The 11,928-nt window shown below is 53.6% G+C and carries 14 protein-coding genes; 6 read left to right on the forward strand and 8 right to left on the reverse strand.

The window, feature by feature from the left end:
• Positions 1-150 precede the first annotated feature (150 nt).
• Positions 151-1,356: a site-specific integrase gene (locus SKA53_RS00260; RefSeq protein WP_007204011.1), complete on the reverse strand. Its 1,206-nt coding sequence runs from the start codon at positions 1,354-1,356 to the stop codon at positions 151-153.
• A 78-nt stretch (positions 1,357-1,434) separates the two neighbouring features.
• Between SKA53_RS00260 and SKA53_RS15805 the strand changes: the two genes are divergently transcribed.
• The 6 genes from SKA53_RS15805 (at position 1,435) to SKA53_RS00290 (ending at position 5,955) form a co-directional block, all read left to right on the forward strand.
• A complete protein-coding gene (locus SKA53_RS15805; protein ID WP_165474473.1) occupies positions 1,435-1,707 on the forward strand; it encodes a helix-turn-helix domain-containing protein in 273 nt (90 codons plus the stop codon).
• A gap of 298 nt (positions 1,708-2,005) precedes the next feature.
• Positions 2,006-4,054, forward strand: coding sequence for a beta strand repeat-containing protein (locus SKA53_RS00270; RefSeq protein ID WP_165474474.1), 2,049 nt, complete (start codon positions 2,006-2,008; stop codon positions 4,052-4,054).
• 228 nt (positions 4,055-4,282) lie between these two features.
• The gene (locus SKA53_RS00275; RefSeq protein ID WP_007204014.1) at positions 4,283-5,164 is read left to right on the forward strand and encodes a SapC family protein; all 882 of its coding nucleotides are present in this window, start codon (positions 4,283-4,285) and stop codon (positions 5,162-5,164) included.
• 71 nt (positions 5,165-5,235) lie between these two features.
• Entirely contained in the window at positions 5,236-5,439 is a 204-nt protein-coding gene (locus tag SKA53_RS00280; protein ID WP_007204015.1) for a DUF6447 family protein, read from the forward strand.
• Positions 5,440-5,492: 53 nt separating this feature from the next.
• A complete protein-coding gene (locus tag SKA53_RS00285; protein ID WP_007204016.1) occupies positions 5,493-5,690 on the forward strand; it encodes a DUF6447 family protein in 198 nt (65 codons plus the stop codon).
• Between the two features lie 4 nt (positions 5,691-5,694).
• Complete coding sequence (locus SKA53_RS00290; RefSeq protein WP_007204017.1) at positions 5,695-5,955, forward strand: hypothetical protein; 261 nt, start codon at positions 5,695-5,697, stop codon at positions 5,953-5,955.
• Positions 5,956-6,190: 235 nt separating this feature from the next.
• Here SKA53_RS00290 and SKA53_RS00295 read toward each other — a convergent pair whose 3' ends face one another.
• From SKA53_RS00295 to SKA53_RS00320, 7 genes are all read right to left on the reverse strand, one after another.
• Positions 6,191-7,528: a site-specific integrase gene (locus SKA53_RS00295; protein ID WP_007204018.1), complete on the reverse strand. Its 1,338-nt coding sequence runs from the start codon at positions 7,526-7,528 to the stop codon at positions 6,191-6,193.
• Between the two features lie 195 nt (positions 7,529-7,723).
• Positions 7,724-7,891: a hypothetical protein gene (locus tag SKA53_RS15465; protein ID WP_007204019.1), complete on the reverse strand. Its 168-nt coding sequence runs from the start codon at positions 7,889-7,891 to the stop codon at positions 7,724-7,726.
• Between the two features lie 4 nt (positions 7,892-7,895).
• Positions 7,896-8,093, reverse strand: a complete 198-nt coding sequence (locus SKA53_RS00300; protein ID WP_007204020.1) for a DUF6447 family protein — start codon at positions 8,091-8,093, stop codon at positions 7,896-7,898.
• A gap of 47 nt (positions 8,094-8,140) precedes the next feature.
• On the reverse strand, positions 8,141-8,344 hold the full coding sequence (locus SKA53_RS00305) for a DUF6447 family protein (protein WP_007204021.1): 204 nt from the start codon (positions 8,342-8,344) through the stop codon (positions 8,141-8,143).
• Between the two features lie 68 nt (positions 8,345-8,412).
• Positions 8,413-9,294: a SapC family protein gene (locus SKA53_RS00310; RefSeq protein WP_007204022.1), complete on the reverse strand. Its 882-nt coding sequence runs from the start codon at positions 9,292-9,294 to the stop codon at positions 8,413-8,415.
• A gap of 228 nt (positions 9,295-9,522) precedes the next feature.
• Positions 9,523-11,424: a beta strand repeat-containing protein gene (locus SKA53_RS00315; RefSeq protein WP_007204023.1), complete on the reverse strand. Its 1,902-nt coding sequence runs from the start codon at positions 11,422-11,424 to the stop codon at positions 9,523-9,525.
• 91 nt (positions 11,425-11,515) lie between these two features.
• Positions 11,516-11,917, reverse strand: coding sequence for a helix-turn-helix domain-containing protein (locus SKA53_RS00320; RefSeq protein WP_131494560.1), 402 nt, complete (start codon positions 11,915-11,917; stop codon positions 11,516-11,518).
• Positions 11,918-11,928: the final 11 nt, after the last annotated feature.

Here is an 11,928-nt window from a genome sequence, read left to right on the forward strand (position 1 = left end):
AGTAGGCCATTGAACGACTGCATTCAAGTGGGATTACTCGGCGTTATCGCTTGGCCATTTGACAACCGGAATGCCAAATCAAACAGGCCGGACATTTCTGCCCAGCCTGTCTGCTGTCATGGTCGCGTTGCAGGGCGCACGGCTATAGCTTCAGCACAGCCGACCTTCGATGACATCGCCATGTGACCCCATCCCGAGCGTGGCGGCCATGGCGGCGGTCCCAATGTTGGACGCGTCCAGCAGCGTCTCTTGGGTCAGGTGCGCGTAGCGTTGCGTAGTCTTGATCTGCGTGTGGCCCAAAAGCTTCTGGACCTCATAAATGGAACGGCCGTTGTTGATCAGCAGGCTGGCGAAGGTGTGCCGCAGATCGTGCATGCGAACATCTGGCAAACCTGCTCTCCTGCGTGCTGTGTCCCATGCGTAATAAATATGGACATAGGGTTTGCCGGTCTTGGGGTTCCCGAAGATATACTGGGAGCGTGATACGCCCTGCATCTGGTGCAGTACCGCCATAGCCCCGTCGTTAAGGGGGAGATGGCGGGCATAGCCGGACTTGGTGTCAGGTATCCGCCACTTCCCCGTTGTCAGGTTTATGTCCTGCCATGTCGCATGCAGGACTTCGTTGCGCCGCGCCCCTGTTAACAGCAAAAAGGCTACGACATGTTTGAGCATCGTGTTCTGCGAACTGCAGATTTCGGCATAAAGCCGTGCCATCTCGTCTGCCCTGACATACCGCTCTTTTTTGTTGTTCTCCTTGAGCAGACGAACCCCATGTGTCGGATTCTCCTTCACGCCGGCGATCTTCCAGTCGCGCCATGCCGTGTTGAACATATACCGCAGCAAGATGAGCCGACGATTCACCGACCCAGGCGCTGCGCCAGCCTTCAAGCCAGCTTGCTGCATGCTAAGTACATCCTCCGTGGTGATCTCATCTAGATGTTTCTTGCCGAACGCGGGGATGAGGTGGGTGCGGATCAACGTCTCGTCTGTTTTCCATGACCGCTTGTTGGCCTGAGAGAACGGCATGTAGCTGTTCCAAGCGAAGGCCTCGAAGGTCGGGACCAGTTTCTTGCCAGCCCTCTCCTTGAGCGGGTCGACCCCCATCGCGATCTTGTTGCGCATCCTCTCGCACAATGTCCGAGCCTGAGGCAGGGTCACATCACCAGCATCGGCCAGCTTGATGTAGCGCGTCTTGCTGCGATCATCGGAGTAGCGCAGGTAATAGGTCCGTCCACCTGAGATCCGCACTTCGAGCGCGAGGCCCTTTGCGCGTCGATCAAAGAAAACTTCCTTCCGTTTTGAGTCTGGACAGACTACGGTAGCCACCAAGGTGGATGTCAGTTCAACTGCGGGCATTGTAGTCCCCTATGATTTTGAAAGTATATATATGACTTTAATAGTCACGAGGGACTGATGTCAAGCAGAACAGACGAGATGAAGATATCGATCGTATTGCGGGCTGCTAGGTCTGGTTTAGGTATATCGCAAGCTGATCTGGCATCGGAGCTGGGCGTATCGCAGTCGACGATAACCCGGTGTGAACGAGGCGCAGGCTCGTTCCCAGCCAATATCCTGCTACGCGCCATCAGCTTCTTCAGGGCGCATGATATTGATATTACTGGCGTTCTTGAGGACAACCCAACCGTTGTCTTCAGGTCGCAGATGTTTGAGACGCTCGAGAAGAATAGAGAGACATCGCCCGATTGATCTGGCGACGATCTGCGATCGCGAAGCAAGATGGCGAAAGCAAATCAGCACCTACCAACCAAGGTATTTGGGTCATACGTAGGTACAGTAGTCTGATAAGACTAATTCAGTCGCTAAGTGACTCGTAAGACTCACTTTTCTGGGAAGCCGATTCTGTTCGCTCACTACAAGTACTGACACAGTAGCCGGTGGTACAGGCGACGATACAATCTCCGGCGCACGGGTCGATACCCTGCTAACTTTGAATACCGGCGATACCATCGACGGTGGCGCTGGTACGGACACATTGTCCGCTACTTTGAGCGGTGGCCTTGCTACCAGCACGATCACAAACGTTGAAAATCTTGTTTTGACAGACCTAGCGGCAGGAGAGGTCGTATTTTCGACTTCTTCGGCCACATATATCTCGGGTGTGCAGAGCGTTAAGTATGTCCAGTCCGCTGGCGACATTACTTTGACGCGAATTGTTGATGCGGCGTCGGTGACATTGGAAAACGTCGTTGATGACGTGACTATCACGTTTGCTGACACGGTGCTTGCTGGCACGAACGACACATTCACCCTTAACGTAAGCGGGTTCGTCCTGGCGGGTGGCGACGGCTTCGAAAATATTGATGTAGGGTCGGTTTCAGATACTGACGGTGACATTGAAACGCTGGTGATCAATGCAACTGGTGCAGCGTCAGACTTTAACGATCTGGACTCTGCTTTTGTTGAAGTTTCGACCGTGACTGTAACAGGTTCTGCATCTGTAGACTTTGGCGCAACGGCTGCATTTACTTCATTGGCGACCTTTAACTCTTCTGCATCGACAGGTGGCATGACGCTTCTCCTTGGTGCGGATGGCGTCTCCGGTACAACAAACGCGAAGACGCTCACGTTTGGAGCTGGTGCCGACGCACTGGATCTGGGTGTGCTTGCACCGGCAGATATCGGTGTGTTGACAGTCGACATGGGTGCTGGTGCCGACACTGTCGACCTTGATGATTATGCTGACACTACAATGATAATCTCTGGTGGTGAAGGAACGGACACGCTCGTTTCTGCTGCTGTGATTACTGCAGCTAATGCGACTACTATTTCAGGTTTTGAAACTTTCGAGCTTGGTGCAAACGCAGGCACTCAGGTGATGTCGGATCTTGCCACCGGCAATACTTTTACGACACTGACTGCTGGTGCAGCAACCACGACTTTCACTAATGTTGGTGCTGCTGTGACAACGTTCAACCTGAAGGGTGGCGTCGCGACAACAGCTGCTACGTTGACCAAGCTGATTGATGGATCGGCAGACAGCCTCACTGTGAAAGCCACAACCGCAGACGCAGGGTTGACGGGCGATCTCTCGATTGATGAAATTGAAACTGTGACCTTCGACTCCTCTGCTTTTAATCTCGTCGTTGCTGGCGACATCACGTCCACAGATTTGACTTCGGTAACTTTGGTCGGCACCAACTTGATTACGCTCGGTGCTAATGGAACTAAAGAGTTTAGCTCGACTAAGATTGCAACACTAAACGCAACTGGTGTAACTGGCACAGAGGCGGTGAATGTTTTCGCAATCAATAACACCGTTGCGATGACCGTAACTGGTCCAGCTTCTACTGGAACATTCACCCTCGACACGGGTTCTGGTGCTGACATAATCACTGCTGGTAGTGGTATTTTGGATGTTGATGCCGGTGCAGGCGATGATACCATCACTGGTGGTGCCTTGGCTGACGTTCTTGAGGGTGAAGCGGGTAACGATACGATCACCGGTGGTGAAGGTGCTGACTACATTGGTGGTGGCGCAGGTGTCGATACTATAACACTGACTGAGACGACAGTTCTTGCTGACGAAGTGGAGCTTTCTGTTGGCGCCGCAAACTATGACAATATCATTGGGTTTGATTTCGGCGGAACTGCAACTGATGATAATCTCTCAGCATTGGATGCAACGTTTGCGTGGTTGGGTGTCGGCGCAGCCACTAACAATGACGGTGCAGTTGCTCTTTCAACCGGTGCATCAATCAAGGCAGCAGAAGTTGCCGACGACAACGCGACAGTCTTGACTATCTCTACTAATGTCGCTGGTGGCACTTTCGCAGCGTTTATGGCTGGAACAATGACCGAAGCAACAATGGAAGCAAATGTTATTACGGCACTTGGTTTGACAGGAGCAATGTCAACGACTGATGTGATTATGGTACTAGTCGACGATGGTACGCACACTGGCGTGTTCAAATTCACCGGTGCTGACGCAGCAACTGACGACGCTGTTGACGCCGCTGAAATTGAAATCATGGCAGTGCTGAATGGTGTATCTGATGCAACCTCCATTCTTGCTGCTGATGTTCTGTTCGCCTAACGCTCCATAGTTTTGCTGCAGTCCTGCCCCTTCGGGGGCAGGTTATCTTATCGAGATCTAACCTTACCAAACATCATCCTCGATGTTGAAACGATTTATGTCATCCAGCATTCGCTTGCTGTAAAACGCATTAGGCACCGATTGTTTCTGAGTTTGGTCCTCTCATGGTAAGTGAAAAGCCCCGTGCGAAAGTACGGGGTTTTTCTGTAAGAATATGTTAGGAAGAATATGCCCCGCTACGAGCACATCACAAAAAACGGCTTTGCCGCGCAAGCCTGGCGGCGTCATAACAGCTACGCCTTTGCCGGCACGGATGCCGTGACGCCCTTGGTGGTGCAGGAACTGGCCAAGGCCTGCATGAGCCTGCCCATCGCCTTCATCCAGCAAAACGACGCGTTCATCCCCCATGCCGTGCAGGGGCTGGAACCGGGCCGTAACCTGTTCGTCGTCAACGGTAAATGGGTCGCCCCCTACACCCCCGCCGTGTATCGCGGTTATCCTTTCGCACTGGCGCAGGGCGACGACGATCAGCTCCATCTATGTATCGACATGGACAGCGGTCTGGTCGGCGCGGGCGAGGGTTTTGACCAGCCGTTCTTCGACGATGCGGGCGAGGCGGCGCAACCGGTCAAGGATGTGCTCAATTTCTTGCAACAGATTTACCGCAACCGCGCCGTGACCCAACGGGTGTGTGCGGCGCTGGCTGCCGAAGACCTGTTCCAACCCTGGCCGTTGAAGGTGCAAACCCCCAAAGGCGAACGCCGAATTGACGGCTTGTTCCGCATCGATGAGGCGCGGTTGAATAGCCTCGATCCCGCAGCGTTGGCCCGCGTCCAAAAGGCCGGTGGTCTGCCCGTGGCGTATTGCCAATTGCTCAGCATGGGAAACATTCAAACGCTGGGCCTGATTGCGCGGAAATTGGAAGAGCTCAAAACGCGGATGCCCGAAATGACCGACCAGATTGATGTGGACGGGATACTGCAGCGGCATAAATCCTCCGAGCCGGAACAGACACTGGCACCGGTCGAAAACGACAATGTCGTCAATATTGCGGCTGATACCGGCGATTTCGATCTGTCCGCATTTGTGAATCCCAAACAGAACGATTAAGTAGGGATAGTGCGCGGTCGCCGGACGGCAGCGCGTGACGTGGACAGAACCGCAAAAACTGAGAGAGCCAAATGACTGATACCAAAGACGCCAAGATCACCATAGACGAGCAAGAATACGCGGTTGCTGATTTGACCGAGGCTGCGCGTGCAAATATCGCCAATATCCAGTTTGTGGATGCGCAGATCCAGCAGTTGAATAACGAATGGGCTGTTTGCGACACCGCCCGCATGGCCTACGAGGCGGCATTCAAGCGGGAACTGGCCAAGGCCTGAGCGCCAACCTGTTTGCTGCTAATTGCTTCAATGATAGATGGAAGAGCCTAAAAATGCCCAAAATCACCGTAGACGGCATCGATTATGACACCGAGAACCTGAGCGTGAACGGCAAGGCCCAATTGGCCAGCCTGCAATTCCTGGAGGTGCAGATGCAAAAGCTGAAGAACGAAATTGCTGTGTATCAAACAGCGCGTGCCGGTTATGCTGCTGCTTTGCAAAACGAGCTTGCCAAAATCGAGGCAAAGTAACGCGATGAACACAATCACGGCCGCGATATTGGCTGTCGGTATGATCGGGGCGGCAGCCATGCTGTCGGCCTATTCACCGATGGCGATTGCCCAGACCCAGCCGGCACCGAATAGCGGCACGGACGCCCTGCTGACCATGCCGCTGTTGCAGGACAAAGGTTGGTTCATCCACGCCCATGGCGGCCGTGTGCGCGCGTGTACGGCGGATGGGGCCAGTGTGGCAGGGGACAGGCCCGCGCCAAAGTGTTCGGAATGGAGCACGTAGTAAAGACCTTGGGTGGTTAACAGCGGGTGACGCCATTGTTGCGGATATCGCGACGGGGGCCGATACTAGCGCCACGATGGCTGTATCCAGCACTGGTCTCTTGCTGCGCGGCGCTGGGGCCACGCAGGACCAGATTAACCGCACTGCGTGGCTATTTGGGTTCGATGCGCCCGAGGCGGCGGCCTGACAGGTCTTGCACAACTGCCCAAAGATAATCGTCTTGCCACGCTTTTTGTTATCCAGCCGGGTGCATCTGTGAACCAGGGTCCAACACTTGCCCTATGGCTGCATTCGGCATCTCCGATCCGGTAGAAATGGCGGCTCTGCGTCTGTTTCCAGCCTGTCGGTCCGGGGCCAGTTCCACCGCGTCATAGATATCGCCTTCGATCACATTGCGCTGTGGAACCATCCCCAAGGTCGCGGCCACCGCAGCTGTCCCGATGTTTGACGCATCAAGCAAGGTTTCTTGCGTAAGATGCGCGTAGCGTTGTGTCGTTTTGATCTGCGTATGCCCGAGCAGTTTTTGGACTTCATAGATTGAGCGGCCATTATTGATCAACAGGCTGGCGAATGTATGACGCAGATCATGCAGGCGGACATCGGGTAAGCCAGCCTTCACGCGTGCGGAATTCCAAGCGTACCAAACATGCACATAAGGCTTGCCTGTTTTGGGATTGCCAAAGATGTAATGCGATTGAGAACGGCCCTGCATCTGTTGCAGCACCGCATATGCACCGTCATTCAGCGGGACATGGCGCGCGAAACCAGACTTTGTTTGCGGAATGCGCCACATGCCTTTGATCAAATCAACATCTTCCCAGGTGGCATGCAGAACCTCGTTCCGGCGTGTCCCCGTTAGCAGCAAGAAAGCGACGATATGTTGCAGCATCTTGTTTTGGGACTCTTTCACCGCCCGGTAAAGCAGCGCAAGCTCTTCGGCTCTTACATATCGTTCTTTTTGGTTGTTTTCCTTCAGCAGACGAACGCCATGCGTGGGGTTGCCTGTAACGCCCGCGATCTTCCAATCGCGCCACGCCAGGTTGAACATATAACGCAACAAAATCAGCCGTCGATTGATCGAGGCGGGCGCTGCGCCGGCTTTCAGGCCAATCTGCTGCAAGCTCAGAACATCCTCGATAGTGATCTCATCCATATGCATGGTCCCCAATTGTGGGGTCAGATGTGTGCGGGCCAAAGTCTCGTCGGTTTTCCAAGACCGCTTGTTTGCCTGCGCAAATGGCAAGTAACGCTCGCGTACAAAATCACCAAAAGTGGGCACCAGCCGTTTGACGGCCCTTTCGGCAAGGGGGTCAATGCCCAATGCGAGCTTGTTGCGGTGTTGGCGGCACAAACCTCGGGCCTGTGGCAGCGTGATATCGCCCACATTGGCGAGCTTGATATAGCGGGTCTTGCTCCGATCGTCGGTGTAGCGCATGTAATAGGTCATGCCGCCGGATGTGCGCACTTCAAGCACAAGACCTTTCACACGACGGTCAAAAAAAACTTCCTTGCGCTTCGTGCTAGGGCAGACTGCAGATGCGACAAATTGTGCAGTCAGATCAATGACGGGCATGGTGGTATCCTTTGATTACAATACGTTAGCAGAAGATCGGAATCATAAAGACGGACGTTGTTCGACTTAATAGAACAAGCTCCATGCTTTTTTGAACTTTTTTCTTGCTGTGGTTGTGGCGGCATGTCCGTTTGCACCAGCGACAGGGATGCCGGCGGTCGCCGATCGCCGGACACCATACTGGCCCTAATGGCCCTAATGGTTGGCCGCTTTCGGGGTAAACAGCGGCATGATCAGCGGCGCATCTGTGCCGCTATTCGGTGCCGGCTGGGTTTGAGCAAACGCCATCGGTGAATAGGTCGACAGCATGGCTGCCGCCTCGATCATACCGACAGCCAATATCGCGGCGGTGATTGTATTCATCGCGCTACTTTGCCTCGACTTTGGCAAGCTCAGCTTTCAAGGCGGTGGCATAACCGAAGCGGGCAGTCTGATATGCGGAAATTTCGTTTTTCAGATGTTGCATCTGCACGTGTAAAAATTGGATGCTCGCTAATTGCGCCTTTCCGTTCACGCTCAGACTTTCCGTATCGTATTTTATTCCGTCTAAAGTAATTTTTACCATTTCTTCATTTCATATTTTGTTATAAAAATAATGCTCGTTTTGCAGGATCAGGCATTTTGCATTTCACGGCTAAATGCAGCGGTATAGGCCATGCGGGCGGTGTCGCAGACAGCCCATTCGTTGTTCAACTGCTGAATCTGCGCATCCACAAACTGGATATTGGCAATATGCGCGCGCGCTGCCTCGCTCAGATCTGCAATCATGTATTGCTTATCGTCGATCGTGATTTTGGCATCCTTGGTGTCAATCATCTGTCTCTTTCATTTCTTCAGGTCTATTCGCAGAATACGGCTTCACAAGAACCGTCATCGAGGCTGATTTAATCGCGGTGTTTGGAATTCACAAAAGAGGACAGGTCAAAGTCGCCTTCGTCGGCAACGACATTAACCAGATTGCGGTCATTGTCTGTTTCCAAACTGTCCAGATTATCATTCGCTTTGTGCCGCTGCAAAATACCATCGACGTCGATTTGATCTGACATCTCTGGCATCCGGTTTTTCACCTCGTCCAATTTGCGCGCAATCAGGCCCAGCGTTTGAATGTTTCCCATGCTGAGCAATTGGCAATACGCCACAGGCAGACCACCGGCCTTTTGAACGCGGGCCAAGGCTTCGGGATCGAGGCTATTTAACCGTGCCTCATCAATCCGGAACAGGCCGTCCACACGGCGTTCGCCGTCGGGGCCTTGCACGGTCAAAGGCCAGGGTTGGAACAGGTCTTCGGCGGCCAGCGCCGCGCAGACACGCTGGGTCACGGCACGGTTGCGGTATATCTGCTGCAGGAAATTCAGCGCGTCCTTCACCGGTTGCGCAGCCTCGCCCGCCTCGTCGAAAAACGGCTGGTCGAAACCCTCGCCCGCGCCGACCAGACCGCTGTCCATGTCGATGCACAGATGGAGCTGATCGACCTCGCCCTGCGCCAGTGCGAAAGGATAACCGCGATAGGCGGCGGGGGTATAGGAGGCGACCCATGTGCCGTTGACCACGAACAGGTTGCGGCCAGGTTCCAGCCCCTGCACAGCATGGGGAACAAACGTGTCGTTTTGTTTCATGAAGGCAATAGGAAGACACATGCAGGCTTTGGCCAATTCCGTCACCACAAGCGGAGCGACAGCATCCGTAGCGGCAAAGGCATAACTGTTATGACGCCGCCAGGCTTGCGCGGCAAAGCCGGATTTGGTGATCAGTTCATAACGGGGCATGGTGTTCCTGACGCTTTAAAATGAAAAACCCCGCACTGACGCACGGGGCTTTTACTTACCATGAGAAGGACCAAAACTCAGAAAACACCGGCGCCCAATGCGTTTGGCAGCAAATGAATGCTCAGTGGCACCGTCGGCTTCAACATCAAACCTGATGCTTGGTAAGATTGGTTTTTGGTGTTTGCGCCCGCCCCCGAAGGGGGCAGGCATAACGTTCTACAAACCGTGTTATGCGATAACGTCGGTCGCAAAGAGTGGGAGCGTTGTCACACCGGTCAGCTGGATGAAGATACCATTTGCTTCAACGTGGGTAAGAGCGTCTGCAGTTGTTTCGACGTATACATACGTATTGCCATTAAACACCGCGAACGACACGCCCTCGACTGTTGTGTTGGCTGCGACCATTGCAGTGGCAATTTGAGCATCTGTAGAACCAGCAGCGAGTGCAGTAACTGCTGCTTGAACAGCAGATTGCTGAGCCGACACAATATCGGTATTGCCGAACTGAAGTTTATCAGTACCAGCCACGAAGTCAGTTATTATATCCGCAACAGCAGCACCGTCAGCACCAGCGTTGTCGCCAGCCGCAAATGCAAACGTATCTGCGCCAGCCCCACCAGTCACTGTGTCTGTACCATCACCGCCGGTGATTGTATCATTTCCAGCACCACCAATAATCACGTCAGCCTGACCCGAACCAGTGATCGTATCAGCCCCAGAACCGCCCGTGATCGCCACACCATTTGTCGCAAAGGTCGCTGCGCTCAAAGTGTTTGTCCCTGTAGAACCTGACGCGTCGAGGGTGAAGTTCGAGGTCGCCATGTTTCCTGTTGTAAAGGAGTGGTTACCAGCACCAAACAACTTAACGCTTGTCAAGGAACCAGAGGTTGCTGCCGACTGTACAATCTCAGCCGCATCCACAGAGGTCACTTCAAGATTTTCCACACCGGCAAGTGTCAGGTTAGACGCTGCGCCGTTGATGTCTTCGTTAAGGGTTGAGTCACCATCACTGTATGTGATCTTGACGGTATCAATCTGACCAACCGTCGTAGCGCCCTTAACACCGATCGTAGTGGTAGCGTTGCCAGCGATCATAGTCACCGCAGCAGCCTGCGTGGCTGTCAAATCTGTCACACCGGTAGCTGCACCGCCTGCAGTGATCCCTACAGCAGTAATGCCGGCAATATTATCCAAATCAACGGACACGCCATCAGCTACGTTCAAAGTTTCAAAGTTGGTGTACTTTGCACCCAAGGTGGCCGAGGCAAGTTGAGCTGAGGCCGCAACGACAAGCGTGTCTGTCCCTGCACCTGCGTTTACAGAACCAGTCGTCAGAACTGCGGCTGTGGTGAAGGTATCATTACCTGCGCTGCCGGTAGTTGCACCGGTCACAAGCGTGCTAAGAGTTGCAACAACACCGCCAGTGTTTGCCGATGCAGTCACGGTTGCAAAATCAGCGTCCAAAGTTCCGAGCGTCACTGTACCAGCACCTGTGATTGTCAGGGTCTGCGCAGCAGCATTGGCGCCTACGGTCAAGCCCGTCGTTGTAAGAGCTGTCGAAGCATTAATAGTTACCGCAGTTGGTGTACCGGTTGTGGAGATGGCGCCAGTTGTGTTAGCAGCACCCGAAGATGTTATCGACAAAGACGTCAGGCCAGTACCGTCAACAGCGATTGCACCAGCGGTCACACCGCCTGTAATTGTCAACTCTCCGCTTGTTGCCGCAGCAACGTAAGTAGCCGTAGTGGCACCATTTGTCGCAACACCATTGCCGGTTACCTGAATGGCGGTTGTGTCTGCAAGGTTTGTGAGCGTCAAAGCGTCTGTTGACAGATTGTTATTGATCAACGTGACGCCAGGCAAGTTTGCGCCCGAAAGTGTGACGCCCGCGGTTGATACAGCACGGATTTCAACAGTCTCAACATTGGTTATCGCAGCACCGTTTGTCGCGTCTGTAATTGCCGTGGTCCCTTGAGTTGTGATTTTCAGGGTATCACTTCCAGCAGCACCATTGATGTTATCCGCTGCGTTGAGTGTGGAGCTTGCCGGTGTCTGAGCATCAACCAAGCCGGAAACGGTATCATCGCCAGCCCCGCCAACGATCGTATCCAGACCTGCAGTGAGCGACACAGTGTGGGTTTCCAGAAAAGTGATTCCGGAGAGTCACTTAGCGACCAAAAGACCGCATGTGATCCATATGACCAAATCTATACCTAATTTATCATTTTGGGTTAGACGTTTTTGGGTCGGATGCCACCTCATCGAACGACCCATCTGCGCCCATGCCAGCGGTTATCGCAGCCTCAATTAGGTGCAGCTTGTTATCGGGCACCGTAAGGCGGAGATCCCCCTCGATAGTCAGGTCAATCATCACGCCTGCACTACGGAACACACTTAAAGCATACTCTAGGTCTCCGCTGGAGATGGATCCCGCGGCTGTCTCCGCACGGGCCAATTTAGACTTCGATATCCCCATATCCTGAGCAAAAGTCACCTGCGACAGACCTAATATTGACCTACCAGCCCTCAGGGCTGCTGCCAGCTTGATGGTATACTTGCGCCTTGGGTGAAGCACTGGTATTGATTCTGGACTATCTGACCAATTATTTGCTTTATCGCTCATTCGGAGGCCTC

The organism is Yoonia vestfoldensis SKA53 (assembly GCF_000152785.1).
Taxonomy (GTDB): Bacteria; Pseudomonadota; Alphaproteobacteria; order Rhodobacterales; family Rhodobacteraceae; genus Yoonia; species Yoonia vestfoldensis_A.

Excerpts from the sequence above, each read along its gene's own strand:
- SKA53_RS00260 (WP_007204011.1), bottom strand. The coding sequence starts at position 1,356 with ATGCCCGCAGTTGAACTGACATCCACCTTGGTGGCTACCGTAGTCTGT.
- SKA53_RS15805 (WP_165474473.1), top strand. The coding sequence starts at position 1,435 with ATGAAGATATCGATCGTATTGCGGGCTGCTAGGTCTGGTTTAGGTATA.
- SKA53_RS00275 (WP_007204014.1), top strand. The coding sequence starts at position 4,283 with ATGCCCCGCTACGAGCACATCACAAAAAACGGCTTTGCCGCGCAAGCC.
- SKA53_RS00280 (WP_007204015.1), top strand. The coding sequence starts at position 5,236 with ATGACTGATACCAAAGACGCCAAGATCACCATAGACGAGCAAGAATAC.
- SKA53_RS00285 (WP_007204016.1), top strand. The coding sequence starts at position 5,493 with ATGCCCAAAATCACCGTAGACGGCATCGATTATGACACCGAGAACCTG.
- SKA53_RS00290 (WP_007204017.1), top strand. The coding sequence starts at position 5,695 with ATGAACACAATCACGGCCGCGATATTGGCTGTCGGTATGATCGGGGCG.
- SKA53_RS00295 (WP_007204018.1), bottom strand. The coding sequence starts at position 7,528 with ATGCCCGTCATTGATCTGACTGCACAATTTGTCGCATCTGCAGTCTGC.
- SKA53_RS15465 (WP_007204019.1), bottom strand. The coding sequence starts at position 7,891 with ATGAATACAATCACCGCCGCGATATTGGCTGTCGGTATGATCGAGGCG.
- SKA53_RS00300 (WP_007204020.1), bottom strand. The coding sequence starts at position 8,093 with ATGGTAAAAATTACTTTAGACGGAATAAAATACGATACGGAAAGTCTG.
- SKA53_RS00305 (WP_007204021.1), bottom strand. The coding sequence starts at position 8,344 with ATGATTGACACCAAGGATGCCAAAATCACGATCGACGATAAGCAATAC.
- SKA53_RS00310 (WP_007204022.1), bottom strand. The coding sequence starts at position 9,294 with ATGCCCCGTTATGAACTGATCACCAAATCCGGCTTTGCCGCGCAAGCC.
- SKA53_RS00320 (WP_131494560.1), bottom strand. The coding sequence starts at position 11,917 with ATGAGCGATAAAGCAAATAATTGGTCAGATAGTCCAGAATCAATACCA.